Genomic DNA, 23,893 nt, shown 5'->3' with positions numbered 1-23,893 from the left:
AACCCTGACCGGGAGGGTTTTTACGCGTCCGGTACTCGCCACAGATGTGTCCACGCTGGTCGTCTGTGTCGACCGCTCGAACGACATCAGCCGAAAGGCCGGTCTCGAACTCCCCGTCGCGGGGTGGGAGGCGGTCCACGCACTGGTGACGGACGTCGGACTCGCAGACCCCGAAGATTCGAGCGTCAACTGTCTCTTAGAGTCGCTTCGCGTCGCACGCGACCTGCGTGACGAACAGGAGGAAGCAGTCGTTGCCGTCGTCGGCGGCGTCGGTGACTCACTCGTCGGGACGGACCGTTCGGTCGCGGCCCAACTGGACGACCTCATCGAGAGGTACGACCTCGACTCGGCTATCGTCGTCATCGACAGCGCACAGGACGAGCGTATCGTCCCCATCGTCGAGAGTCGTCTCCCGATCCACTCGGTGGACCGTGTCGTCGTTCGCCAGGCCCACGACATCGAGTCGACGTACTACCTGTTGAAGCAGTTTCTCGGCGACGAGGAACTGCGTTCGACGGTCCTCGTCCCACTGGGTATCGGGCTATTACTACTGCCACTCCTCTTGACCCAGTTCGGCCCACAGGTCGCGCTCGCGGCACTCGCCTCGTTGCTCGGGGCCGTGCTCCTCTACAAGGGGTTGGCCATCGACGACAGACTCGCCACCGCCGTCGAGCGCGCTCGCGACGCGCTCTACTCGGGGCAGGTGTCTATCGTTACCTACGTCGTCGCGGCGGGTCTGGCCCTCGTCGGCGTGTTCCTCGGTGCGCTCGCCGTCCGCGATATCCAGACCGATGCAACGTACATCCGCGTCCTGTTGTTCTCCTATCGGAGCGTTCCGTGGTTAGCACTCGCCGCACTCACCGCGAGTACGGGCCGAGTCCTCGACGAGTTCATCCAATCGGACGGACTCAGCGCACCGTACCTCAACCTCCCGTTCGGAGTCCTCGCCGTCGGCCTCGTCGTCCGCGGGTTCACGGGCTACTTCCTCGAACAGGAGTCGATACTCGGCCACCTGCAACTACCGAACGGTGTCTTCCTCTCGCCGATAGAGCGGCTCGCTATCTTCGTCGTCTCGGGGCTCGTCGTCAGTCTCCTCGGGGTCAGCGTCACTGCTCGAATGCGGGATGAGACACTCGACGACGTCGCCGAGCAGTAACGTACCACGCCGGGTAGCGAGGCTGATACGTCTATGTGCCGCGCTGTTTTTCTCCGCTCACGTCGTATGTTAACACGTGAGTACCGAGGCAGTCTACCGGGAGGTACAGCGATTCCGTCGGCCCACGCTCTGGGTCGTCGTCGTCGCGACGGCACTGGTCTTTCTCGCCTTCGGGGTCAGTGAGGCGACGACACTCGCCGGACAACTACTCTGTCTCCTCACTGCTGTCGGTCTCGTCGCTGGCTTCGCGGCGATGCGGTTGACCACAGAGGTGACAAACGAGGGTGTCGTCGTCAGTTTCCCGCCGTTTCGCGTCACACAGCACATCCCGTTCGAGGAGATTCAACGAGTCGAACGGCACGTCTACCATCCGGCGACGCCGCTCGGCCACTGGGGTATCCACGTCGGGTTAGGCGACCAGCGGTCGTTCAACATCGGGGGAAACGAAGGGGTCGAACTCGTCTACGGCGAGAATCAGCGACTCGTCGTCGGGTCGACGCAGCCCAGCGAACTCGTCGACGTTATCCGCAGAATGCAGCGACAGGAACGGTCGTTCGAGTGAACGATGAGTCGGCGAGCGTAGCAGTTCACGCCCGACCGGCGCGAGGGCGAACGACGTCTGCGAGCGTGACGACGACGCCGAAGAGCCACCCGAGTGGAACGGCCAGGCCGAACCACATGGCGACGTAGGCGACGCCTCGGAGGTCGAACTGGTCGCGGAGGAGAACGTCGAGCCCACCGACCGAGAGGACGGTGTCGAGTAACCAGACGGCGAGCGACTGGCTACCGGGGAAGACCACGCTCGCAACCGAGGGCGAGTAGAGGGCGGCGACGACCGGCGGGAGAAACAGCGCCGTCATCCCCGTCGGATACGCGAGGAGGACTCTCGTCCCCCGGCCACCGACCCGGCCGAAGACGACGGCGAGGGCTGCGGCCAACGTCGCGACGACACTCGCTGCGAGCACCGCGAGAAAGCCACTCTGTGAGAATCGGAGATGTGCGACTGTGGTGAGTCCCCCCCAGACGAGAAGCGAGAGGCCGACGACACCGAGTACACCGAGTCGAGCCCCTGCGCTATCGAGTCGCTGGGCGTGGAAGCGCGCGAGCATCCCGACGAGCAAGAGCGGATAGCCGACGACGACGAGCGGCAGACCGACTGCGGCCCATCCGGTGTATCCGACTCGTTCGACCGTCGTCTCGGGATGCCACTTCCCGAGCACGCGACTCGGGTCGAGCTGTCGCGGGAAGAGCAGTTCCATCCACGTCGCGTGGAGACGCGCGAGGTCGATCCGAATCGCGCCGAAGATACCCGGCTGAGTCGATTCCATCGACCACGTGTGTCTGGTCGGACGACGTAAAGCTATGCTTTTCGAGAATGAAAAGAATCGAAGAATGACGACGACGGCCGCTTACCAGGGCGCGAAGTCGGGGTCGACGCGACGGTCGGTCTTCTCGATACCGTCTATCTTCTCGACGTCCTCGTCGTCGAGTTCGACGCCGAGCGACTCCCAGTTGTCTTCGATGTGGTCGGTGCTCGTCGCCTTCGGGATGGCCGTGACGCCCTTCTCGCGAAGCCACGCGAGACTGACCTGCGCCGCGCTGGCGTCGTGTTTCTCGGCGATCTCCTCGAGTTCGTCGACGTCGAAGACCTCACCGCGTGCGAGCGGTGAGTACGCGACGACTTCGATGTCGAGTTCGTCGGCCTTCGCACGAATCTCCTCTTGCGGGAGCAGCGGGTGGAGTTCGACTTGGTTGGCGAAGATGGGTTCGTCCGACACGTCGACGGCCTCTTCCATGTGCTCTGGCTGGAAGTTGCTGACGCCGATACGGTCGACGAGTCCCTCCTCGACGAGTTCGTTGAACGCGCCGAGCGTCTCCTCGGCGTCGTACGTCCGCGACGGCCAGTGGACGTAGAGGAGGTCGACCTTGTCGACGCCGAGTTTGTCGAGACTCTCTTTCGTCGTCTCGACGACGCCGTCGTGGTCGAGGTGGTCGATCCAGACCTTCGTCGCGAGGAAGATGTCCTCACGGTCGACGTCGGCCTCGGCGATACCCTCGCCGACCTGCTCTTCGTTGCCGTACACCTGCGCGGTGTCGATGTGGCGGTAGCCCATCTCCAGCGCCTCCTTCACGGAGGTCGCACACTGCCCGTCTTCGGTGTTCTCCCACGTTCCGAGACCGAGGACTGGCATTCCGTTCGCGCGTTCGACTTCGCCGGCCGAGAGGTCTTGTTGCGACATACACGACACGAGGGGCGTGACGTGAAAAGGGGTTCCGACCGGGTAGTATCCTGCCGCTTCCAGCGTGTTACCACGAACCATCTTCTCGACACTGATAAACTGTCATTTGCGATAGCAAATGGTCTGATGGTGCGCTCAGGCTGCAGTCCGAACGAGTTCAGAGAACGTCGTCGACGGTTTCGGCGGTAGACTGACTTTCCGTCTCCACCATACAGACGTATGCCAATCGAAGACGCAGACGGACTCCGTCGAATCCTGCAGTACACGCGAGTTGCCGTGGTTGGCGCGTCGACGTCGTACGAGAAAGCAGCCCACATCGTGCCAGCGTATCTCCAGCGCCACGGGTACGACCTGCGACCGGTCAACCCGAACGCGGACGAGATATTCGGCAAGCAGGCGTACGACTCACTCGCCGACGTTTCCGAATCGGTCGACATCGTCGAGATATTCCGGCCGAGCAAGGAAGTCCCGGAAATCGTCGACCAGGCGCTCGCCCGCGACGACGTGAAGGCGGTCTGGATGCAATCCGGTATCCGACACGACGAGGCGGCACGAAGGGCGGAAACGGCCGGTGTCGACGTCGTCCAGGACCGCTGTATGAAGGTCGAACACGGCCAACTGATCCGCAACCCGATGGACTGACTGTGTAGCGATTGCACTCTGAAAAAGAGGGGTCAGCGAGACCATCCGACGACTGGCGTCGGTATCACTCGTCGAGCAGTGTGTCAAAAAGGCGGTGCGGTCGTCGTTCTTCGGCCGCGAGTTCAGAATCGACGGTTACGCCGACTCGACGGCGTCGACGAGTTCGTCGTAGTCGGGTTCGTTCTCCGGCGAGTCGGCGACCCACTCGTAGGTCACCGTTCCCTCGCTATCGAGGACGTAGACGGCACGGTTGGCGACGCCGTACAGTCCGAGGTCCGCGATGTCGATTTCGAGACCGTAGTCCTGAATCGTCTCACGGTTCATGTCGCTGACGAGCGGGAACGACAGGTCGTGTTCGTCGCGGAACGCGTTGAGCGAGAACGGCGAGTCGGCGCTCACTCCGTAGACCGACGCACCGGCGTCTTCGAAGTCGCCGAGATGTTCTTCGAGCGCGACCATCTCGTTCGAACACGGCGGCGTGAACGCGCCGGGGAAGAACGCCAAGACGACCGGTCCGTCACCGGTGTGCTCCGAGAGCGTGAACTCCTCGACGTCTCCGTTTGCGACCTTGTTCGTGAAGTCGGGGGCTTCGTCACCGGTCGATGGCATACCTCCTCCTTGGGGTCGAGTACAGGTAAAGGGGTGTTTCGACCACGGCATCACCGCAGGCGTGAGCCTTTAGTCGGTGCACATCCGCGAGTGATTTCTTCTTCAAATACTCGCTCGTCGACGTCGCCGTGAACGTACCTCGTCTGTACCTGCTCAAATTGTATGTCGACATCCGTACGGTATGCCGAAGAAACGGTCGAATCGTCCAGTGTTTGTCGGTCTATGACGGATATGCAGAACTGCGACACGGACGGGAATCGACCTACCAGAGAGTCAACTTCCGAAAAAGTAGTTCGAACGCCTCGGAATCTGACGTCGAGGCAGTTCGCTCACGGGGAAAGCTCGACAAAAAGTTCGGTTGTACGGGTACGCGTTCGTACTTATGCTGCGGGGCGACCCATGGGCTCTTCTTCACCTCTAAACATCGCACCGACTGCCCCGCCGACGGCACCGGGAAGTCCTGATGCGACGATTAACAACAGGAATCCGACAGCCAGCCCGAAGCCTCCGAGGCCCGCAGCTAGCGTACCGAGTACGATCAACACGAGGCCGACGATGATTCCTCCAATGGTGGTTGCCAAGAGACCGTGTAATGCCCCACCACCCATCCCCTCGTGACTGTAGTATCCTGCGACTCCACCGGCGATTAACCCAGAGAAGCCAGCACCAACCACAGGTAAGGTTGCGTCCGTGAACGGAAGTCCAAGCCCGCTGATAATCCCGACGACAAACGCTGTCACCATGCCGTATGCCACTGCTCTCCAATTGACCATAGTTCTGTGATGCACTCAAATAGAGATAAATATATATGCACTAATACCAATATTCTCATTAAATTGGGCACTTTTATCCATAAATATTTGCATTTTGGCTAATCTTGTTTCCTTACGCGTCTCTCCTCCGCGCGTGGAGTTAAAATCATCTGTCTACCATAACGACGTCTGTTCGTACGTTCTGAAACTGATGGAGATGGGAACTCGTTGAGCGATGGAACAGAGGATGAAGAAACGCCGTGCTAGAGGGTTCACCGGGTGAGTGATGTCGTGAGACTCTATCTCCATCGCAATTCTACTACCGTAACCGACGGTCGGAGTTTGTCACATATCTACAGTCTCACGAACCCTTCGGATCCTCGAGTGAGGTTCATCTCCTCTATCAGTTCCGCATCTATTGTGAGGCCTCGAGTTCTACATCAGTGTGATCTCTGGTCACCTGGGAGCAGACACTGTCCTCACCCAGTACGGCATCGTTGACACCATTCTCGATCTGTTCTACAACACGCTGGGCGGACTGCTGGTTGCAATCTTTGGGTCGTCCCACCTGACAGGTGTCTCAGGGCAACTTGCTGATCGCCTCGGGGCGCAATCTGCGAAGCGGTGACGCGCTCCCAACTCGGCTTCTTCACCGTGGACGGGTTGGAGGCTAACGAGACGAGAACAGGATCCGTAGTGATAGCCCTTACGCGGAGACGAGGATGTCACGTTCAAGTATTCCGGAGACGTAATTTGGGTACTCGATGCTGAGAGACGTTGCTCAGAGATAGGTGACCAGATCAACGACCGACACGAGTGAGTTGCAGACATGGCATTACAACCAACACGACAGAGCTCGAAAGAATACTACTTTATCAGCGACCTCCACATCGGTGGAGACGAGGAACTCCAAAACGTCGAGTTCGAAGAGGAACTTCTCACGTTCCTCCGGGGACTACAAAAGAGTGAGGAAGATATCGAACTCATCGTCAACGGCGACGCGTTCGGACTGTGGGAGTATACCGAACTCGACGGGATAGAGAAGTTCGACGCTCTCGTCGACCGCTATCCGAAACTCTTCGAGCAGTTTCGTGCAACTGGCGAACGGATCCTGATCACGTTTATCCCGGGGAACCACGACTACGAGCTTGCCTGCTATCCAGAATACGTCGATCGATTAGCCGAGTACAACATCACGCTCGAACAAGAGGTGGTCATTACTCGTCCGGTTGGCGACCGCGTCATCTGGATCGAACACGGACAACAGCGAGACCCGAACAACAAGAGTCCCGACTTTGGCAATCCGTACGCAAATCCACCGGGCTACTATGTCAACCGCCATATCACAGGTCGTGCCGGACAGCTATCCGATCGAGGGAAGTTCAACTGGCTCAAGGACATTCAGTCGGTGACTCCGATGACTCAGATACCCGATTGGATGATCTCGAACTACTTCTATCGCGAGATGAGTCCGATTATCCGCTATGCGGCAGTTCCGTTCCTCTTGCTGTTCAACATCAGCGTGCTGTATCTGGGGATATTTCTCGTCGATTCTTTCGGAATCTGGTCGACACCGAACCGGCTCATCGTTTCGGTTCTGAGTCAACTCAGTATCGTCGGCGTTCTGATAGACGTCGTCCTAGCGGTGAACGTCGCTATCTTCATTCTCTTACTCGTTCTCTCTCTCCCGCTTTTCATCCTGGTCAGGGACGTACGGCAGACGCTGACCCGCTTCGGATTACTGAACGACGAAGATCCCAGAGAAGTGTACGACACCTACCTGGAGGGCGCACGGGAGGTGTTCGAACAACATCCCGAAGTCGCGGCGTTCGTCTACGGTCACACCCATCGGGCATCGGTGACCGAACTCAACGACCGCGTCGTAATCAACACGGGAACGTGGCTGAAGCGCCTGTCTCGACAGTCAGTGGTGCTCGGCGTTCTTCCGCGCGTGTTTTACTCTTGGTATCGACTCAATTACGTTCGAATTTCCGAGGAGGATGGAGCAATCGTGGTCGACTACGAAATCGTCGAAAAGCCGAACCCAACTGATTTGTCGCTTTTAGAGCGACTGCTGACCCGAAATCCGAATATCGACAATCCGATTCCACACCGTACCACTGTCGACTCGACGTGGCGCCCACTCGAGGTGGAATCGACCGAGCAACCGATACACCAGTCGACTCGGGAACGAGGCGAACGTCGGTAGCGTTCCGCCTCATCGACGAAGGAACAGTCAAATTCCGTGTTTCGGGAACTGCAGGCGGAGAGTCTCGACTCTTACACAGACTTCGAAGCTATTCGTGACGTCGAGACCAATTCCCTATCGCACTATCGTGTTTATCGAGTACGAGAGTCCTCGCAGAGCGTACCATCCCCACGCGGTCGACTAGTGCTATAAGTTGCCGTGGAACGTGGTTCCCCTATGCCGATTCCAGGATACGACCCCGACGACCTCGAAGAGACGCTCGCAAGACTCCTGGCCGAACACGGTCACAGCGAATTTCTGACCGACGCCGAACACGAGCGTGTGAAAGCCGGAGAGAGCCTCGTCGACGTCCTCGACTCGGAGGATATCGAACGGTTGCTCGACTTACAGCGAGACCAGTCGACTCGACCCGCGAAGTGAACCAGTCTGTCGACTACGGCTCGCCGAACGGTGGTTGCTAGCAATACTCATCACTTCAGAGCTCGTCGTCTCGTCATGAGTTCGAGACAGACTGTCACCGTCGTCACCCTGGTACTGGCGATTCTCCTCGCTGGGTGTACCGGGACCCTCCTCTCCGCAGAGGCGACACCGGCCACGATTCCGACGGCAGCGCACGAATCGCTGTCGTACGTCCACGGGAACACGACGGCCGTCCCGCTCACCTACAGCGTCGGTGTCGCGGGTGTCTCTCGAAACGTCACCGTCACGAGTTGGGTCTCCGGGTACTCGCGAACGACGGCAGACAATCAGACGGCGGCGCTCCTCATCGTGAGCACACCGAACGTGGAAGTCGCCGGTGAGTCCATCAACCCGTTCGGCCGGATGGCCGACGGGGTGCTCGTCGACCGCGTCGTCGACGCCGCTTCTTCGTTCGGCGCGACAGACCGACTGGACAACGTCTCGAACCTCCGCCGACTCGCAGCGAGCGAACGAACCGTGCTCGACACGCCCACGAACGTGACGACGTACGCCGGGAGCATCGACGTCGACGGAACGCAAACTGGCGTCTTAGTACACGTCTTGGCCGTCGAACACGGCGACGACGTCGTCGTCGCCATCGCCGTCCACCCCGAGTCGATGGACGAGACGGAGACGATTCATCGACTGGTAGAGCGCATCGAACACGAAGCTAGCGAGGCGTGAGTTGCCGGCTCAAAACTCGTAGTAGACGCCCCACCGACAGAGGTACTCGAACATCGGCGCGAGGTCCAGTGTCTTCTGTGTCGCCGTGTACTCGACTCGCGGTGGAATCTCGTCGTAAGATTGGCGGGTGATGAACCCGTCAGCGGTCAGTTCTCGAAGCCGGTCGGTAAGCGTCGTCGACGGGACGTCTAGCGTCTCTTGTAACTCTGAGAAACGTCTCGGTCCGGGGTCCGATTCGAACTCGTGGAGTATCGGAATCGTGTGCGCCCGACCGAGTTGGACGAACAGTCTCGCTTTGTCCTGTACGTCGATGGTCGGTGCCGGACCCTCGAACGTCACAGAGAGGAGCGTCTCCGGGTTGCCAGCGTCGTCAGAACCGGAATCGGGACGAGTCATGTTACTCGTTGGGTACACCAACTATTAGGTCGATAGGTCTGGGGTCACTCACACGCACAACCCGTAGCGCCACGCTCTGCGGCGAGTTCGCCATTACGCCGACGCTTCGGCGTTACTCCCTTGCCTCGGTCTCGACCCTATATCTCACTCCCACGAGTACGGGAAGGTGATGGAGTACACACGACTCGGTCGAACCGGGCTGGACGTATCACGACTCTGTCTCGGCTGTCTGAACTTCGGGTCGGGACAGGAGTGGATGATGAACGACCGCGCGGGAAGCATCGACGTAATCGAACGGGCACTCGAACTGGGAATCAACTTCTTCGACACGGCGAACGCGTACTCGAACGGCGAGAGTGAGTCCATCCTCGGTGAAGCCATCGCAGGCCACGACCGAGAAGAGTTGGTCCTCGCGACGAAGGTGTACTTCGACATGGGCGACGGTCCGAACAAGGGTGGTCTCTCCCGGAAGCATATCCTCGACCAAGTCGAAGGGAGTCTCGACCGACTCAACACCGACTACATCGACCTCTACCAGATTCATCGGTGGGACGACGAGACGCCACTGGAAGAGACGCTGTCGGCGCTCGATTATCTGGTCGAGTCGGGGAAAGTTCGCTACCTCGGCGCGAGTACGATGGCCGGTTGGCAGTTCTCGAAAGCACTCTACACCGCCGACATCGAAGGGTACGAGCGATTCGCCTGCCTGCAACCGGAGTACAACCTCGTCGACCGACACGAGGAGGCGAACCTGTTGCCCATCTGCGCCGACGAGGGTGTCGGCGTCGTCCCGTGGTCGCCGCTCGCGGGGGGATTCCTCGCAGGCAAGTACGACCGAGATGGAGACGTCCCGACAGGGTCGCGCGCCGAGACGGACGACTACACGCAGAACCGATTCACCGACGAGAACTGGCGCGTCCTCGACGCCGTTCGAGCAATCGCCGACGAGAAAGCGGCGAGTCCAGCACAGGTCAGTCTCGCGTGGCTACTCCACAAGGACGTCGTCGACGCACCGATCGTCGGCGCGCGCCGTATCGACCACCTCGAAGAGAACGTCGACGCACTGTCGGTCGAACTTACCGAGGACGAAGTAGCCCGGCTAGAGGAACCGCTGTTCCCGCAGTGGCCCGTCGAAGGAAAAGACTGAGGCGCGTTCGGAGACGCTCATTCCGATTGCCGAGACTGCTCGGCTCGATACTCGGCGACGAAATCGAGAAGCGGGACGACGTCGTCGAACCGTTCCCCCCGGGTGAGCGTCTCAGTCTCTGGGTCCCACTCGACGAACCCGTAGTCGTCGAGGAGGGTGAAGTGGCGATGTCTGAGTTCGAGCGCCAAGAGGTCGGGGTCGGAGTCAGCATCGTCGCCATCGCTCTCCTCGCTCGGCGGGTACGACATCGTTTTGTCGACAGCGAGTGAGTTGGGGTCCGCGAGCGACAAGAGGACGTGTCGACGAATCGGATGACTGAGTGCGTCGAACAGTTCGTCGACCGATTCGTCCGTCTCCGTGTCCGGTGCCGTCTTCGAGGGTAGTGGTGGTGCCCAACCGAGCAGCGGCAGCAGTTCGTCGAACCGAGGCCCACGTGTGATGGTGTCGGTCTCACGGTCCCAGTCGACGAACCCTGCAGCGTCGATTTTCAACAGGTGGCTGTACGATTGGCCTTTCTCGAGCAGGTCGGTTCCCTCCTTCCACATCGAGTGTGGCGAGAGACTGGCGTCACTCTGCTGTTCCGAGTCGACGAGTGCGACGAGGACACGACGGCAGTACTCGTGGTCGAGTACGTCTAACAACTCATCTAGCGTACTAGCCGGTTTCGTGCTGTGAGGTTGGTTTGGTGTCATTTTGACAGCAACGCTGGTCGGTTGGATATCTTCGCAAACGATCTCGAGTCGTTTCAGCCGCATTCGGCTGATTACGACACGCCGTGTTGTATTCGAGGGGTGCCGCTGTAAAACACCCCAGGGTTGACCAAGCACCTCTTTCTTTAGTGAGTGGGTTCGACACGTGCGTCACTCTAGTATCACGGTGTTGTCGACGAGCGTCTCGACCGCCCGTCGGATGCGTCTCGAGGCGGCCTGTGAGCTGATTCCCAACTCTTCGCCGACTTCCTCGAGCGTCGCTCTGCTCGGTGTCTGGAAGTACCCGAGCCGACTTGCCACGCGGAGTGCGTCTCGTTGACTCACAGTGAGTCCGTCGGTGTCGTACTCCCCCGTCGCCGGTGAGTACACCCGATGCACCGCCAGTTCGATGCCGTTGTCGGTGCAGAACTGCTGAAACGAGGCGAGCGCGTCGTGCGTGGCTGCCCGCAGCGTGAACCGCCACGTGTCGCTCGTGCCGACACCTGACTCGACGATGACGTCGTTCGTCCGAATCGCTTCTAAGAACCCGTTGGTGCTCATCGAGTCGGCCCACTCGATGTGGTAGAGTCGCTTGTCTGCTCCTTCGTCGACGACGGTCAGCGCAGCGACGCGCTCGTCACGTCGGACTGCCGCTGCGAACTCGTCTTGGTCCGCAGCTTCCACCCAGAAGTACGGAATCAACCCGTTTCCGGTCGGAACGAACGGCGTCAACTCGATACGGAGTTTCTGGTGGTCGTGCAGTATCTCTCCGAGTTCGAACGATTCGCTCGGTATCGTGACTTCCGCGAGGACGATAGTCATCGTCGTCGATTGCTGGGAACCGTCGCTGCCCCACTGGTCCACGATGCAGAGACCGACGGCGACGCCGTGCGCACAGACACGACGCTCGACACCTCGGGTGAGCGGCGAAGCGACGACACCACTGATTTCGGATCAACCTGTCGTTTGATTACCACGTCCAGTCTATAACGGTCCCTACAAATATAACCCAATCAGTTTACATTTACTCGTCTTTCGCAGAATCTTTCGCCGACGAACCGTCAGTATCGGCGATTTCGAGCGCACGAAACGCTTCGTGGACGTGGTCGCTCAGGCGGGACGAACAGAGCAGGCGTGCGGCCCCCGTCGACGTGACGTCGTTCAGCCACCGTGCCAGTCGACGGCGACTTCGGAACCGAGACTGGGTCGCTACCGCCGTCCGCCACGCGCTATCTCGGCACTCGTCGATCGAGAACACGACGAACCACTCGTCCGCTCGGCCCAGCGATTCGTCGAGCGTCTCCAGACCGCCCGCGTCGCGTGCGGCGAGCGACGTCTGCGTCTCGTCGACGATGCGTCTGATGACCTCCGTGATTCGCGCGTGGTCGGCGTACTTCGCTGCCCGATTCGGGCCGACACCGACTCGCTCCAGCGTCAGTGCGAGGTCGTAGTTGATGTGTGCGTTGACGCCCAGTGCGGCGTCTTGGAGGACGAGCGAGTCACCTCGGCGCGCGGCGTCGAACGCGAGACGCCACGCCGCCGGCAACGCCGCTCGGTTCCCCGTCTCGTCGTCGTAGACGGCCTGTCGATAGAAGTTGGCGAACGTGACCAGATACGCACGTACCCAGTCGACGTCGTCGAAGTACTCCTCTTCGATGCGGTCGGCGACTGCACCCGTCATTCGGACGTAGACGGAGAGAAAGACCCCTCGGCGGTCGGCGCGCTCCTCGAAAGCGACCCGAAGCGCGTCGAGTCGCTCGTGTGCATCGGCGACGCTCACGTACGGGTCGGCGACGAGTGCGAGGAGTTCCGGGTCACCGTCCGGTGGTGACGATGTCGGTGCTGGGTGTCGGTGACGAACGCCCGTGAAGGCGACGTGCAGGTGCGTGCGCCGCCGGGTTCTCGTAGACGTTCGTCTCACAGACGAGGTATTCTCGGGAGACAGCATAACCGTTCGCTCGGCGCAGTGAGAACGGTGAGAACAGAAACGATGTGAGAAGACGGGAAACAGCGCGCAGAGAGACGAGTTAGTAGAACTCGCGGACGAGGTCCATCGCGTCGTCGGGTGCGCCGTCCGGAATCTCCGACATGTTCTCCGTGACACCGTGCTGCTGTTCGTAAGAGACCGAATCCTCTTCCTGGTAGATGACGCCCATGTACTCCTTCGAGGAGTCCAGAATCTTGTCCTTGGCGGCGTCGAAGTCCGAGGAGTCGTGGTCCGTATCCTGCAGGTCCACGAGCGAGTCGCGGAAGTAGTCGTAGGTGTCGACGTCGTTGAACGTCACACACGGACTGAAGGTGTTGACGAAGCCGAAGCCGTCGTGCTCGATGGCCTTCTGGATGATCTCTTGGTGACGCAGGGCGTCGGAGGAGAACGACTGCGCGATGAACGTCGCACCGGCGGCGAGTGCGAGTGCCATCGGGTTGACCGGTGGCTGTTTCGGGCCTTCCGGCGTCGTCGACGTCTGGAAGTCCTCGCGCGACGTCGGCGAGGCCTGTCCCTTCGTCAGCCCGTAGATACGGTTGTCCATGACGACGTACGTCATGTCGACGTTGCGGCGAACGGCGTGGACGAAGTGACCGGCACCGATGGAGTAGCCGTCACCGTCGCCACCCGCGACCATCACTTCGAGGTTCGGGTTGGCGAGTTTGACGCCCGTGCCGACCGGGAGCGCACGCCCGTGGACGCCGTGAAGCGCGTAGGAGTGCATGTAGGTCCCAATCTTGCCGGAACAACCGATACCCGCGACGACGAACGTGTTGTCGGGGTCGTTGCCCGTCTCGGCGAGGGCCTTCATCATGCCGTTCATCGTGCCGAAGTCCCCACATCCGGGGCACCACGTCGGCTGCTTGTCCGATTTGAAATCGGTGAATCTGACTTCCGAGCTCATGCTTCGAGTGTCTCCTTGATGTCCTCTGCGAGTTCGTCGGCCTTGAACTGCACGCCGTTGTACTTGTTCACGCGCTTGACGCGACGCAGGGCGTCGTGTTCGAGGACGTCCGCGAACTGTCCGCTCTCGTTACACTCGACGACGACGACGTCGTCGGCGTCGTTGATCTCCTCCGAGAGGTCGGGACGCGGGAAGAGATACGGCACCGAGAGGAGACGGATATCGACACCCTCCTCCTCTAAGAACCCCATCGCCTCCACGATGGTCCCCTCGTTGGACCCCCACGTGATGACGAGTTGGTCGGAGTCGGGGTTCCCGAACTCACGCGGACTCCAGTCTTCGCGTTCCTGTGCAGTCTCGACCTTCTTGTTCCGTTTGTCGACCTGCTGGACGCGCATGTCCGTATCCTCGGTCCGGCGACCGAGTTCGTCGTGTTCGAGGCCCGTACTCATGTGGGCACCGCCCGACGTACCGGGGAAGGCACGGGGGCTGATGCCGTCTTCGGCGAGCGCGTGGGGCTTGAACTGCCCCTTCTCGTTTTGCCACTCGTCGATGGTGTCGTCGTCGACGACGTTGCCGCGTTCGATTTCGACGGCGTCCATGTCGAACGCCTCCGGCGGGAACGTCTGTTCGGTGACGGCCATCGCGAGGTCCGAGAGGATGTAGACCGGCGTCTGGTACTTCTCGGCGAGGTTGAACGCCTCGACGGTCTTCCAGAAACACTCGGAGACCGACGTCGGCGCGACGACGAACCGCGGAATCTCGCCGTGGCCGCCGAACAGTGCCATGTTGAGGTCACCCTGCTCTTGCTTCGTCGGCATCCCCGTCGAGGGACCCGAGCGCATGACGTCACAGATGACGAGCGGCGTCTCCGACGTGGCGATGAGACCGAACGTCTCGGCCATGAGGTCGATACCGGGGCCGGACGTCGCGGTCATCGACCGCGCACCGGCGCGTGCGGCACCGAGTGCGATGTTGATGGCCGAGAGTTCGTCTTCGGCCTGGATGACGTGGCCGCCGTACTGCTCGATACGCCCCGTCAGATACTCCATCACGTTCGTCGCGGGGGTGATGGGGTAGCCGGCGTAGAAGCGGCATCCGGCGGCGATAGCGCCCATCCCGATGGCTTCGTCGCCGTTCAGGAGGACGTAGTCGTTGTCGGTGGTGTCGAGGTCGTAGTCGAACTCGTGGTCGTACTCGTCGGCGACGTAGTTCTGCCCCGCGCGGGCGGCTTCCTTGTTGTTGTCGACGAGTTTCTGTCCTTTGCTCCCGAAGCGCTTCTCGAGGGCGCTGTCGAGGTTCTCTATCGGGAAGTTCGTCACTTCGCAGGCTGCACCGAGTGCGACGACGTTGCGCATGATGGCACCGCCAGCCTCTTCGGCGAGGCTCTTGAGGGGAACGTCCAGCCCAATCATCCCCTCCGGAATCTCGACGTTCTGCATCGAGGTGCGCTCACCGTCGTAGACGATGACGCTGCCCTCGTGCAACTCGTCGAGGTTCTCATCGATGGTCCGCGGTGTGAGCGCGATGAGAACGTCGAGTCGGTCCACGACACTTTGGACCTGGTCGACAGACGTGCGGACTTTGTACGCCGTGTATCCACCGCGGATACGGGAGGCGAAGTCCTTCGACGTGAACACGTGCCGGCCAGCCCTGGAAAGTGCCTGAGCGAAAATCTTCCCTGTGGAGTCGATTCCATCGCCGGCTTCCCCGCCGATGGCCCAGTTGAAGTCCGCAGGCATGTGTGTCGGAGGTTCCCGTTGTCGGATGAAAAGCCTTCTGAAAAGGGCGGTTACTCGCAGGTGGACGAACGGTCGATTTTGCGGGAAGCGTGCGACGCCGTGGCGTGATACGTCGTATCTCGATGAGAAGGCCCTTTGTCCACCGCCGAGAAGCCCCATCCATGGACGCTACTGTCACTGTCACCGCCGCCGAGAGTGTCGGTTCGGACACGATTGCCATCGAGTTCGACGCACCCGACGGATTCGCGGCCGAACCCGGCCAGTTCGTCAAACTTTCGGCGACGCTCGACGGCGAGGGCTACGCCCGCTTCTACACGCTCTCGTCGCCACGCGTCGAAGACACCTTCGAGGTCACCGTGGGCATCGACGACGAAGAGGCCGGCCCCTTCAGCAAATTCCTCGCCGACCTGGGCGAAGGCGACGAGGTGGAGATGTCTGGCCCCTACGGCTCCGACCACTACGAGGGCGAGTCGCGCGTCGTCGTCCTCGCGGGCGGACCGGGTGTCGGCCCCGCCGTCGCCATCGCCGAACGCGCCCTCGACGACGGCAACGAGGCCGCCGTCGTCTACAAGGACGACGACCCGGCCCACGAAGAGCGCCTGAGCGCGCTCGAAGACGACGGTGCCACAGTCGTCGTCACCGACGGCGACCTCACCGACGCCGTCGCCGACGCGGTAACGGGCGCGGAGGGTGAGCAAGTGTTCGTCTACGGCTTCGCCGCGTTCGTCGACGAAGCGGTGGAAGCTATCGAGGACGCCGACGGCGACGTCGACGGCGCGAAGATAGAGAACTTCGGCTGAAGGTTCAGCTGGGTCAGGTCCACGACGCCGTCGAGACGCGGGTCTGCACCCGTACCGGCATCGTGAACGTCGGTTCTCGACCGGCCAGTTTTTCGTCGCCACCCTCGACCTGTATCGGAACGGTCACCGCGCGCGGTGTCTCATCGAGTACCTCTTCTACGCTGTGGGTCGGTGCCGAGACGGCGGTTCCGTTCTGGTCTACCGCGCTGGTGAGTTGGACCTCGACACCGTCTGCAGTCGTTCCCCACACGACGCCACCGGTCTCACCGAGTCGCTCGGTAACTACCCCCCGTGCGACGTCGCGGGCGACGTCGACACACTCGTCTTCTGCCCACGACCGGAGCGTCATCTCTCCCCCGTCGAAACTGACGCCCGAGTGGTGAATCAGGGCTGGGCTTTCTGCAGTGATGGCCGATGCGCGGCCTCGGACGCTGTCGGGTCGTATCGCTGTCTCCGGCCGTGCCGTATCGTTGTAGACGATTTCCGGTCCGGCACGGATTCCCCCGTTGTGGGGATTGTACGTCCCGCCGATGACGTTCACCGGTACCGTGTGTGTCGTCGTCTTCCTGTCGAGTGCGACGGTCACCGTCACCGACGCGGGAGTGATGTCGAGGAACTCGTCGAAGGAGACGGCCGGTTCCGAGACGACGGTTCCGTCGCTGTCGACTGTCGTCGTGTGCGAGAGTTCGACCACCATCCCGGGGAAACTGGACGCCGCTCCGCGCCCGAGTCCGTCCGTGTTCCCACCCAGTCGCTCGGAGACGACGGTCCAGACCGGGTCGAGTCCTGCCTCGGCGCACTGGAGTTGTGACCACCGACCGAACGGCGTCGTATCGTACGCGACGACGTCGTCCCGATTCATCAGCGACGGGAACCGCACGGCGTCCTTTCTGGGGAGATATTCGAGGTCCGGGTCGTCGACGACGACTGTCTCGTCGACCGTGAGCGAGTCTGCCCGGCCCTGTCGTGGGCCACGCTCGTAGGTTCCCCGTGCTCGGTCGTACGTCCGTGCAACGGCGCTGGTGTTTCGAGAGAGACAACCGGAGAGTCCGAGAGCCGTAGAGAGGCCGACAGCAGCGAGGAGGGCGCGACGTCGCGTGAAGGGCATACGTAGGATAACTGAAACGAGTGAGAAAAACGTGTCGTAGACACAAAGCGCCACGTGTGTCACCGTGTCGGGGGCGACTCACCGTCGACGCTCCACGCGGCAAGTGTCCGAACCGAATTATTCGGTTTCAGAGCGCTAAACATCGTTATTTAGCACGTTCTGTTTTTATTGGTGATTGAAAGGACTATACGCGGAGCACCACTGTTCACCGCATGCAACGTTCTACGGTACGAGTGAGTGTCCTCGTGCTCATAGCCCTCACACTCTCGGCACTCACGGTGGGTACCGTCGTCGCCAACGACGGGTCGCTCGTCGTCGGCGACGGTGTCGACATCCCGCCGCAGACGGTGACGTTCGACGGGACGGAGTACCCCGTCTCGACACTGGTTCAGGTGACTCGTGGCGAACCGCTGACCGCCCGTGCGACGGGTCCCGAGAACGTCTCCGGCGTCGACCTCTACGACGTCGATGGCTCACTCGTCTACGACCGTCCCGCCAGCCTGAACGAGTCGGTCCAATTCTCGACGACGTATCTCACACCGGGGGAGTACCTCATCGCGACACACGACGGGTCCGGCCGTTACCAAACGGTCCAACCTGTCGCCGTCACTGGGTACGACGTATCGCTCTCTACGTCACCGATGGAGACGAACGAGGGCCAACGGCAGTTCACCGTGAACGTCACCGAGACGGCACAGACGTCACCAATCGACCGTGTCGAAGTCGTCGTGTTCCGTGGCGACGAGACTGCTCGCGTCTCCACCTCGAAGAGCGCGGAGGGGACGTACACCGGGACGACCAACCTCGAACCGGGTGAGTATCAGCTCTACGCCAGGGCCACTGTGGACGGCCAACTCGTCGGGTTGAGTAACGGGACGACGATGCGTATCACTGCACAGAACGAGACGACACAGGTGAACGGGTCGACGCAGACGACACAGACGCCCGAACCGACGCAGACCACTCAGTCCACTCAGTCCGCTCAGGCGACGCAGACGACGACCACGCCAGCCAACGCGACTGCGGGCGAGAGGTCAGGTGACGGTGTGCAGTCGCAACTGCCCGAATGGATTGGGGGCCGAGTAGTGAACTTGCTGAGTGGACCCCTGTTCGTCGTCGCCGGTGTCGTCGGTGTCCTCGTCCTCTCGACGGTGGCGTATCAGGCCGCCTACTCGTTACGCCGTCGCTGACCGTTCTCTCCCCGTTCGAGCGAGACAGTCAGAGAGGCCGGACGAGAGTGTCGCCCCGATACGGAGCGTGTCGCGTCGAACGAGCGCGATAGTGACGCCACTCCTAAGAGTGGTACCGTCGTTCTGTAGACACAAGTTCTCCTTGTTTTCACTCGATTTTGGCGTGCATCCACCGCCAACTGAAAGGACTTTATCACCGCTGTGGCTGGTCGGTGTATGATGCGTACTACGACACGAGTCGCAGGTATGGTGTTCGTCGTTCTCACACTGACGACGCTCACACTCGGTGTCGCCGTCGCCCACAACGGAACGGTTCTCGTCGGCGACAGCGTCGAGACGGAGAACCGGACCGTGACGCACAACGGCACCGCGTACACGGTTTCAGCAGTGGGCCGAGTGAACAGTGGCGACCCGTTGACGGTGCGTGCGACGAGTCCATCCAACGTCAACTACGTCCACCTCTACGACAGTAATGGGTCGATTATCTTCGACCGCCACACAGAGGTGAACGAGTCGGTCACACTGGAGACGACTGGAATCGCGCCCGGCGAGTATCTCGTCACGACGCACGACCCGAACGGGACGTTCCACGCGGTCCAACCCGTCGTCGTCACGGGCTACGATACGTCGCTCATCACGTCGTCGATGGAGACGAATGAGGACCAACGGCAGTTCACCGTGAACGTCACCGAGACGGCACAGACGCCGCCAATCGAACGCGTCGAAGTCGTCGTCCGCAGCGATGCCAACGAAACAACTCGCGTGCCTACCTCGGTGAGTACGGAGGGGACGTACACCGGAACGGCCGACCTCGAACCGGGCGAGTATCAGGCGTACGCCGAAGTCACTGCTGGTGGTGAAGTCGTCGGACTGAGCAACGCGACGACGGTGACTGTCGCCGCACAGAACGAGACGACACAGGCGAACGAGTCGACCCAATCAACCCAATCGACACAGGCGTCTGAGACGACGCAGACGACCACCGCGCCAAACGCGAGTGCAGGCGCTGCCGTGAGAGACACTGTCGAGTCGCGACTGTCAGAACTGGTGGGTAGCCGAGTCGCGAACCTGATGAGTGGTCCCCTGTTCGTCGTCGTCCTCCTCGTGGGGGTCCTCCTCCTCTCGACAGTGGTGTATCAGACCGCCTACTCGTTGCGTCGGCGCTGACCCGCCTCGGTTCTCCATCTCGACTGACGTTCTTCGCCGGTCTCCCGACCCGAATCCTTAATCAATTGTCCGGCAAAACCACACCTCATGTACGACGAGGACGACCTCGCGGAGATTCGTGAGTCCCGAGACGAGTGGGAGTCGGAGACTCGTGACCCACTGCTCGACCGTCACGGGGAGCGCAAAGACCGGTTCGCGACCGTCTCGAACCTCGAGATAGACGACCTCTACACGCCGAACGACGTCGCCGACATAGACTACGAGGAGGACATCGGGTTCCCGGGCGAGTTCCCGTACACGCGCGGCGTCTACCCGACGATGTACCGCGGCCGGACGTGGACGATGCGGCAGTTCGCCGGGTTCGGAACCGCAGAGGAGACGAACGAACGGTTCCACTTCCTCGTCGACAACGGCCAAACGGGGCTGTCGACGGCGTTCGACATGCCCTCGCTGATGGGCAAGGACTCGGACGACCCACTCTCCGACGGCGAAGTCGGCAAGGAAGGTGTCGCCGTCGACACGCTCCGCGACATGGAGATTCTCTTCGACGGCATCGACATCGGCGAGGTCACCACCTCCTTCACCATCAACCCCTCCGCACCCGTCGTCTACGCGATGTACGTCGCGCTCGCCGACCAGCGCGGCGTCTCCCGCGAGCAAATCGGCGGCACCTTCCAGAACGATATGCTCAAGGAGTTCATCGCGCAGAAAGAGTGGGTCATTCCGCCGGAACCGTCGCTCAAACTCGTCACCGACACCGTCGAGTTCGCCGCCGCCGAGACGCCGCGCATCCGACCCATCTCCGTCTCGGGCTACCACATCCGCGAGGCCGGGTCGACGGCGGTCCAAGAACTCGCGTTCACCCTCGCCGACGGGTTCGCCTACGTCGAAGACGCCGTCGAGCGCGGACTCGACGTCGACGAGTTCGCACCCCAGTTGTCGTTCTTCTTCAACTCTCACAACTCCATCTTCGAGGAAGTCGCGAAGTTCCGTGCCGCCCGACGCATCTACGCCCGCGTGATGGACGAGTGGTACGACGCGGACGACGAGCGCTCGAAGCAACTGAAGTTCCACACGCAGACGGCGGGCCAGTCGCTGACGGCCCAGCAACCGCTCAACAACATCGTCCGAGTGACGATTCAGGCACTTGCCGGCGTCATGGGTGGCACCCAGTCGCTGCACACCAACTCCTTCGACGAGGCGCTCGCGCTGCCCTCCGAGGAGGCAGTCCGCGTCGCACTCCGGACCCAGCAGATAATCGCCGAGGAGTCCGGCGCGGCAGACAGCACCGACCCGCTCGCGGGCAGTTTCATGGTCGAGTCGCTCACCGACGAGGTGGAGGCGGAGACGATGGCCTACCTCGAAGAGATCAAGGAGATGGGCGACGGCTCCGTCCGCGACGGCGTCCTCGCCGGCATCGAAGAGGGCTACTTCCACCGCGAGATTCAGGACGCCTCCTACGAGTACCAAGAGCGCGTCGAAGACGGCGAGGAAGTCGTCGTCGGCGTCAACAAGTACGACATGGACGAGGACACCGAACTGGAACTGCTGCACGTCTCCGACGAGGTCCAAGAGCGACAACTCGCTCGACTCGACGAGGTCAAAGCCGAACGCGACGAGGAGGCCGTCGAAGCGGCCCTCGACGAACTCCGTGAGACGATCGAGAACGAGGAGAACGTCATGCCTGTCCTCGTCGACGCCGTAAAGGCGTACGTCACGATGGGCGAGATTATGGACGTGTTCGAGGCGAAGTACGGCGCGTACCGCGAGAAGATCGGACTCGCCTGAGTTCGCCCCGTTCCCGCACTCCTATCTTTTTTGCCAATTTCGCGACGCGGAGAGACACTCGCTCTTGGTCGAGTCTCCCCGCACCGACTGACATGGTCGGTTTCCCGTGTCGATGCACTTACAGTCCTGGTGAGAGCAGTAAGACCAGTGGAGGGCGTTCTGTGGTACGTATTGACTGGGACACGCGGCGGCAAGAACCGCGTTCGTATCCTCCGTACGCTGGACGAGCGCCCACGGAACGCCAACCAACTCGCAGACGCCCTCGAACTCGACTACACGACGGTTCGGCACCATCTCGACGTCCTCGTCGACAACAACATCCTGAACCGTGAGGGCGACAACTACGGTGCCATCTATCTCCCGTCGGACCAAGCACGCGCCAACTGGGACACCATCGAGAACATCGTCGACAAAGTCGACTGACCTCGGCGACGCCACGTCACTTCTGTACAGACTCTCCGCGTTACCCACCGTCTGATGCCGAAACCGAGCGGTGAACTCGGAGTCGCTGTATCGTGTCTAATTCGACACCGTCGTCTCATGTCACAGGATACCACAGTTCTCGAAACACGGTTGGCAGAACAGGAGGCGTTCGACCCACCCGAGGCGTTCGTGGAGCAAGCGAACGTCAGGGACGAGCGGATTCTCGACGACGCTCCGGAACTCCGAAATCGCCGAAGAGATTCAGGAGAGAGTCCAACCGTGACCGGTCAGTCGTCGTCGAGTCGGTGAATCTCTCGACCCAGTCGCCCGAAGTCGTAGCGCTCGTCGCCGACCAGCGTCGAGAGCCACGCGACTCCACAGGAGACGCTCGCTGCACCGAGAAACGCGACGAAGAACGACGGCGAGAGGAGTGGCACCGACAGCACGCCGCGGGCCGGCGGGAAAAAGAGTAGACCAACTACGAGACCGCTGGCACTCGCGACGAGGACGCCGCCACTCCGTGCCCGCCGCGAGTACAACCCCAAGAGGAGTGGTCCGAACGTAGCGGCGGCGAGTAAGTCTGCGAGGAGAAACAGCGTCAGGACACTGTACCCCTGCGCACCGACGACGATTGCCGCGACGGCGACGAGACCCGTGACGAGTCGAGCGACCGTCGTGAGTCGGTCGGCGGGCATCTCGACGAACCGCGGAACGTCCACCGTGACGACGCTCGCGATGGCGTTGAACAGCGTATCGGCGCTGCTGACGACGAGAACGAGTGCGAGGAGGACGAAGAGGAGCACCGCCCAGTCGGGGAGGACTCGCTCGACGACGAGAAAGAGGGCGACACTGGCGTCCGACGGCGTCGAGACGAACCCGCGTCCGGCGGCGACCGGACCGAACAGACCGACGACGAGGACGAGCGGAACGACGCACGCGGCGGCGACCCGGAACGAACGCTGCACCGTCTCGTCGTCGCGTCCGGCGTAGATTCGCTGCCACCACGCTTGGTTCAGCAGTTCCGCGCCGAGAACCGCGACGGTGACGTAGACACCGAACTCGATACCCGGCAGATAGCCGAGCGAGAGCAACTCGGGACGGGTCGACGTGACCGACGAGACGACTGCCGTCGGCCCGCCGAGTGCGACGAGCGTCGCGACGACACCGACGAACAACAGTGGGAGGACGACGAGCGTCTGTATCCGGTCGGTGACGATACTCGCCCGGAGTCCACCGTAGGCGGTGTACGCCAGGACTATCGTCCCGACGAGCGTCGCCGTCTGCCATCCGGGGACACCGGCGAGACGAGCGAAGACGAGTGCGATGCCGGTGAACTCTGCGGCGAGGAAGACGAACATGTACGCGACGGTGACGAGGAGGACGTACGCGGCGAACACCGTCCCGTAGCGGGCGTACGCGTACTCGGTCAGTGAGTGACCCTCCGGGACGAGTTGGCGGATGCGCGGCCCGAGTGAGGCGTAACAGAAGAGCGGGAGTGCCGACCCGACAGCGTAGCCGACGACGGCCGTGACACCGCCGAACGCGGCCCCTGCCTCCGCCGGACTGAACAGAATCCACGCACCCATACTGGAGGCGACGACTGTCGCGGTGAGCGTCGCCGTCCCCACCGAGTCGCGCGCCGAGACGAACTCTTCGACGGAGTCGACGCCGTCTCGGGCGTACCACACGCCGACCCCGGCGAACCCGAGGAGGACGACGAGTGTGAGTGTGAGTACGACGCCCGAGGCAATCATCCCGGACCACCACTGAGAGACATGTGTGTCTGTGGAGAGTCGTCGAC

Annotated in this window: 25 protein-coding genes; 13 read left to right on the top strand and 12 right to left on the bottom strand. The window is 61.5% G+C overall.

Translation table 11 applies throughout. The annotated features are described in order from the left end of the window. Nucleotides 1-46 precede the first annotated feature (46 nt). A complete protein-coding gene (locus tag BM083_RS10365) occupies nt 47-1,156 on the top strand; it encodes a DUF373 family protein (RefSeq protein ID WP_089869178.1) in 1,110 nt (369 codons plus the stop codon). A gap of 76 nt (nt 1,157-1,232) precedes the next feature. After that, the gene (locus tag BM083_RS10360; protein WP_089869176.1) at nt 1,233-1,718 is read left to right on the top strand and encodes a hypothetical protein; all 486 of its coding nucleotides are present in this window, start codon (nt 1,233-1,235) and stop codon (nt 1,716-1,718) included. A 25-nt stretch (nt 1,719-1,743) separates the two neighbouring features. Here BM083_RS10360 and BM083_RS10355 read toward each other — a convergent pair whose 3' ends face one another. Together BM083_RS10355 and BM083_RS10350 are read right to left on the bottom strand one after the other, a co-directional pair. Continuing rightward, on the bottom strand, nt 1,744-2,484 hold the full coding sequence (locus tag BM083_RS10355) for a hypothetical protein (RefSeq protein WP_089869173.1): 741 nt from the start codon (nt 2,482-2,484) through the stop codon (nt 1,744-1,746). An 81-nt stretch (nt 2,485-2,565) separates the two neighbouring features. Further along, a complete protein-coding gene (locus BM083_RS10350; protein WP_089869170.1) occupies nt 2,566-3,396 on the bottom strand; it encodes an aldo/keto reductase in 831 nt (276 codons plus the stop codon). A gap of 219 nt (nt 3,397-3,615) precedes the next feature. On the opposite strand from BM083_RS10350, the gene BM083_RS10345 reads away from it, so the two are divergent. Then, entirely contained in the window at nt 3,616-4,038 is a 423-nt protein-coding gene (locus tag BM083_RS10345; protein ID WP_089869168.1) for a CoA-binding protein, read from the top strand. Nucleotides 4,039-4,173: 135 nt separating this feature from the next. On the opposite strand, the gene BM083_RS10340 is transcribed toward BM083_RS10345, so the two are convergent. Both BM083_RS10340 and BM083_RS10335 read right to left on the bottom strand, forming a co-directional pair. After that, nucleotides 4,174-4,647 carry a redoxin domain-containing protein gene (locus tag BM083_RS10340; RefSeq protein ID WP_089869166.1) on the bottom strand — a complete coding sequence of 158 codons (474 nt, stop codon included), beginning with the start codon at nt 4,645-4,647 and terminating at the stop codon, nt 4,174-4,176. A gap of 380 nt (nt 4,648-5,027) precedes the next feature. Then, nucleotides 5,028-5,420 carry a DUF5518 domain-containing protein gene (locus tag BM083_RS10335; protein WP_089869165.1) on the bottom strand — a complete coding sequence of 131 codons (393 nt, stop codon included), beginning with the start codon at nt 5,418-5,420 and terminating at the stop codon, nt 5,028-5,030. 808 nt (nt 5,421-6,228) lie between these two features. On the opposite strand from BM083_RS10335, the gene BM083_RS10325 reads away from it, so the two are divergent. The 3 genes from BM083_RS10325 (at nt 6,229) to BM083_RS10315 (ending at nt 8,751) form a co-directional block, all read left to right on the top strand. Then, complete coding sequence (locus BM083_RS10325) at nt 6,229-7,608, top strand: metallophosphoesterase (protein ID WP_089869161.1); 1,380 nt, start codon at nt 6,229-6,231, stop codon at nt 7,606-7,608. A 216-nt stretch (nt 7,609-7,824) separates the two neighbouring features. Beyond that, nucleotides 7,825-8,028: a DUF8027 family protein gene (locus BM083_RS10320; RefSeq protein ID WP_089869159.1), complete on the top strand. Its 204-nt coding sequence runs from the start codon at nt 7,825-7,827 to the stop codon at nt 8,026-8,028. 75 nt (nt 8,029-8,103) lie between these two features. Next, nucleotides 8,104-8,751, top strand: a complete 648-nt coding sequence (locus tag BM083_RS10315; protein WP_089869157.1) for a DUF6517 family protein — start codon at nt 8,104-8,106, stop codon at nt 8,749-8,751. Between the two features lie 9 nt (nt 8,752-8,760). Here BM083_RS10315 and BM083_RS10310 read toward each other — a convergent pair whose 3' ends face one another. Beyond that, nucleotides 8,761-9,147, bottom strand: coding sequence for a winged helix-turn-helix transcriptional regulator (locus tag BM083_RS10310; RefSeq protein ID WP_089869155.1), 387 nt, complete (start codon nt 9,145-9,147; stop codon nt 8,761-8,763). 169 nt (nt 9,148-9,316) lie between these two features. Here BM083_RS10310 and BM083_RS10305 point away from each other — a divergent pair, with 169 nt between their 5' ends. Beyond that, the gene (locus BM083_RS10305) at nt 9,317-10,294 is read left to right on the top strand and encodes an aldo/keto reductase (protein WP_089869153.1); all 978 of its coding nucleotides are present in this window, start codon (nt 9,317-9,319) and stop codon (nt 10,292-10,294) included. A 17-nt stretch (nt 10,295-10,311) separates the two neighbouring features. Here the strand turns inward: BM083_RS10305 and BM083_RS10300 are convergent, their stop codons facing one another. From BM083_RS10300 to BM083_RS10280, 5 genes are all read right to left on the bottom strand, one after another. Beyond that, complete coding sequence (locus BM083_RS10300) at nt 10,312-10,986, bottom strand: hypothetical protein (RefSeq protein WP_143085712.1); 675 nt, start codon at nt 10,984-10,986, stop codon at nt 10,312-10,314. Between the two features lie 168 nt (nt 10,987-11,154). Continuing rightward, nucleotides 11,155-11,847 carry a helix-turn-helix domain-containing protein gene (locus BM083_RS10295; protein ID WP_089869148.1) on the bottom strand — a complete coding sequence of 231 codons (693 nt, stop codon included), beginning with the start codon at nt 11,845-11,847 and terminating at the stop codon, nt 11,155-11,157. A gap of 160 nt (nt 11,848-12,007) precedes the next feature. Next, the gene (locus BM083_RS10290; RefSeq protein ID WP_089870059.1) at nt 12,008-12,904 is read right to left on the bottom strand and encodes a DUF5995 family protein; all 897 of its coding nucleotides are present in this window, start codon (nt 12,902-12,904) and stop codon (nt 12,008-12,010) included. 106 nt (nt 12,905-13,010) lie between these two features. Next, nucleotides 13,011-13,874 carry a 2-oxoacid:ferredoxin oxidoreductase subunit beta gene (locus tag BM083_RS10285; protein WP_049893563.1) on the bottom strand — a complete coding sequence of 288 codons (864 nt, stop codon included), beginning with the start codon at nt 13,872-13,874 and terminating at the stop codon, nt 13,011-13,013. Next, nucleotides 13,871-15,616 carry a 2-oxoacid:acceptor oxidoreductase subunit alpha gene (locus tag BM083_RS10280; RefSeq protein ID WP_089869145.1) on the bottom strand — a complete coding sequence of 582 codons (1,746 nt, stop codon included), beginning with the start codon at nt 15,614-15,616 and terminating at the stop codon, nt 13,871-13,873. The genes BM083_RS10285 and BM083_RS10280 overlap by 4 nt, the downstream gene beginning before the upstream one ends. 161 nt (nt 15,617-15,777) lie before the next feature. Between BM083_RS10280 and BM083_RS10275 the strand changes: the two genes are divergently transcribed. Continuing rightward, nucleotides 15,778-16,416, top strand: a complete 639-nt coding sequence (locus tag BM083_RS10275; RefSeq protein ID WP_089869143.1) for an FAD-dependent oxidoreductase — start codon at nt 15,778-15,780, stop codon at nt 16,414-16,416. 13 nt (nt 16,417-16,429) lie between these two features. On the opposite strand, the gene BM083_RS10270 is transcribed toward BM083_RS10275, so the two are convergent. Then, nucleotides 16,430-17,524, bottom strand: a complete 1,095-nt coding sequence (locus BM083_RS10270) for a hypothetical protein (protein WP_089869140.1) — start codon at nt 17,522-17,524, stop codon at nt 16,430-16,432. Nucleotides 17,525-17,736: 212 nt separating this feature from the next. On the opposite strand from BM083_RS10270, the gene BM083_RS10265 reads away from it, so the two are divergent. The 5 genes from BM083_RS10265 to BM083_RS10245 all read left to right on the top strand — a co-directional run bounded on the left by BM083_RS10265 (nt 17,737) and on the right by BM083_RS10245 (nt 22,401). Further along, nucleotides 17,737-18,714, top strand: coding sequence for a hypothetical protein (locus BM083_RS10265; RefSeq protein ID WP_089869137.1), 978 nt, complete (start codon nt 17,737-17,739; stop codon nt 18,712-18,714). A 216-nt stretch (nt 18,715-18,930) separates the two neighbouring features. After that, the gene (locus BM083_RS10260; RefSeq protein WP_245756877.1) at nt 18,931-19,881 is read left to right on the top strand and encodes a hypothetical protein; all 951 of its coding nucleotides are present in this window, start codon (nt 18,931-18,933) and stop codon (nt 19,879-19,881) included. Nucleotides 19,882-19,968: 87 nt separating this feature from the next. After that, complete coding sequence (locus tag BM083_RS10255; protein WP_089869133.1) at nt 19,969-21,669, top strand: acyl-CoA mutase large subunit family protein; 1,701 nt, start codon at nt 19,969-19,971, stop codon at nt 21,667-21,669. Nucleotides 21,670-21,816: 147 nt separating this feature from the next. Next, entirely contained in the window at nt 21,817-22,092 is a 276-nt protein-coding gene (locus BM083_RS10250; RefSeq protein ID WP_009366256.1) for a winged helix-turn-helix domain-containing protein, read from the top strand. 117 nt (nt 22,093-22,209) lie between these two features. After that, nucleotides 22,210-22,401, top strand: coding sequence for a hypothetical protein (locus BM083_RS10245; protein WP_143085711.1), 192 nt, complete (start codon nt 22,210-22,212; stop codon nt 22,399-22,401). Here BM083_RS10245 and BM083_RS10240 read toward each other — a convergent pair. Continuing rightward, nucleotides 22,380-23,846, bottom strand: a complete 1,467-nt coding sequence (locus BM083_RS10240; RefSeq protein ID WP_089869129.1) for a sodium:solute symporter family transporter — start codon at nt 23,844-23,846, stop codon at nt 22,380-22,382. The genes BM083_RS10245 and BM083_RS10240 overlap by 22 nt on opposite strands. Between the last annotated feature and the right edge of the window lie 47 nt (nt 23,847-23,893).

Origin of the sequence: Halogranum rubrum, assembly GCF_900114455.1 — an archaeon.
Taxonomy (GTDB): domain Archaea; phylum Halobacteriota; class Halobacteria; order Halobacteriales; family Haloferacaceae; genus Halogranum; species Halogranum rubrum.
The sequence above is the reverse complement of the archived record's forward strand: the minus strand, read 5'-3'. Positions and strand labels throughout refer to the sequence as shown.

Bases quoted from the DNA above. Each gene is read 5' to 3' on its own strand.
- BM083_RS10355 (WP_089869173.1), bottom strand. From the start codon at position 2,484: ATGGAATCGACTCAGCCGGGTATCTTCGGCGCGATTCGGATCGACCTC.
- BM083_RS10350 (WP_089869170.1), bottom strand. From the start codon at position 3,396: ATGTCGCAACAAGACCTCTCGGCCGGCGAAGTCGAACGCGCGAACGGA.
- BM083_RS10345 (WP_089869168.1), top strand. From the start codon at position 3,616: ATGCCAATCGAAGACGCAGACGGACTCCGTCGAATCCTGCAGTACACG.
- BM083_RS10340 (WP_089869166.1), bottom strand. From the start codon at position 4,647: ATGCCATCGACCGGTGACGAAGCCCCCGACTTCACGAACAAGGTCGCA.
- BM083_RS10335 (WP_089869165.1), bottom strand. From the start codon at position 5,420: ATGGTCAATTGGAGAGCAGTGGCATACGGCATGGTGACAGCGTTTGTC.
- BM083_RS10325 (WP_089869161.1), top strand. From the start codon at position 6,229: ATGGCATTACAACCAACACGACAGAGCTCGAAAGAATACTACTTTATC.
- BM083_RS10320 (WP_089869159.1), top strand. From the start codon at position 7,825: ATGCCGATTCCAGGATACGACCCCGACGACCTCGAAGAGACGCTCGCA.
- BM083_RS10315 (WP_089869157.1), top strand. From the start codon at position 8,104: ATGAGTTCGAGACAGACTGTCACCGTCGTCACCCTGGTACTGGCGATT.
- BM083_RS10310 (WP_089869155.1), bottom strand. From the start codon at position 9,147: ATGACTCGTCCCGATTCCGGTTCTGACGACGCTGGCAACCCGGAGACG.
- BM083_RS10305 (WP_089869153.1), top strand. From the start codon at position 9,317: ATGGAGTACACACGACTCGGTCGAACCGGGCTGGACGTATCACGACTC.
- BM083_RS10300 (WP_143085712.1), bottom strand. From the start codon at position 10,986: ATGACACCAAACCAACCTCACAGCACGAAACCGGCTAGTACGCTAGAT.
- BM083_RS10285 (WP_049893563.1), bottom strand. From the start codon at position 13,874: ATGAGCTCGGAAGTCAGATTCACCGATTTCAAATCGGACAAGCAGCCG.
- BM083_RS10280 (WP_089869145.1), bottom strand. From the start codon at position 15,616: ATGCCTGCGGACTTCAACTGGGCCATCGGCGGGGAAGCCGGCGATGGA.
- BM083_RS10275 (WP_089869143.1), top strand. From the start codon at position 15,778: ATGGACGCTACTGTCACTGTCACCGCCGCCGAGAGTGTCGGTTCGGAC.
- BM083_RS10270 (WP_089869140.1), bottom strand. From the start codon at position 17,524: ATGCCCTTCACGCGACGTCGCGCCCTCCTCGCTGCTGTCGGCCTCTCT.
- BM083_RS10265 (WP_089869137.1), top strand. From the start codon at position 17,737: ATGCAACGTTCTACGGTACGAGTGAGTGTCCTCGTGCTCATAGCCCTC.
- BM083_RS10260 (WP_245756877.1), top strand. From the start codon at position 18,931: ATGATGCGTACTACGACACGAGTCGCAGGTATGGTGTTCGTCGTTCTC.
- BM083_RS10255 (WP_089869133.1), top strand. From the start codon at position 19,969: ATGTACGACGAGGACGACCTCGCGGAGATTCGTGAGTCCCGAGACGAG.
- BM083_RS10245 (WP_143085711.1), top strand. From the start codon at position 22,210: ATGTCACAGGATACCACAGTTCTCGAAACACGGTTGGCAGAACAGGAG.
- BM083_RS10240 (WP_089869129.1), bottom strand. From the start codon at position 23,846: ATGATTGCCTCGGGCGTCGTACTCACACTCACACTCGTCGTCCTCCTC.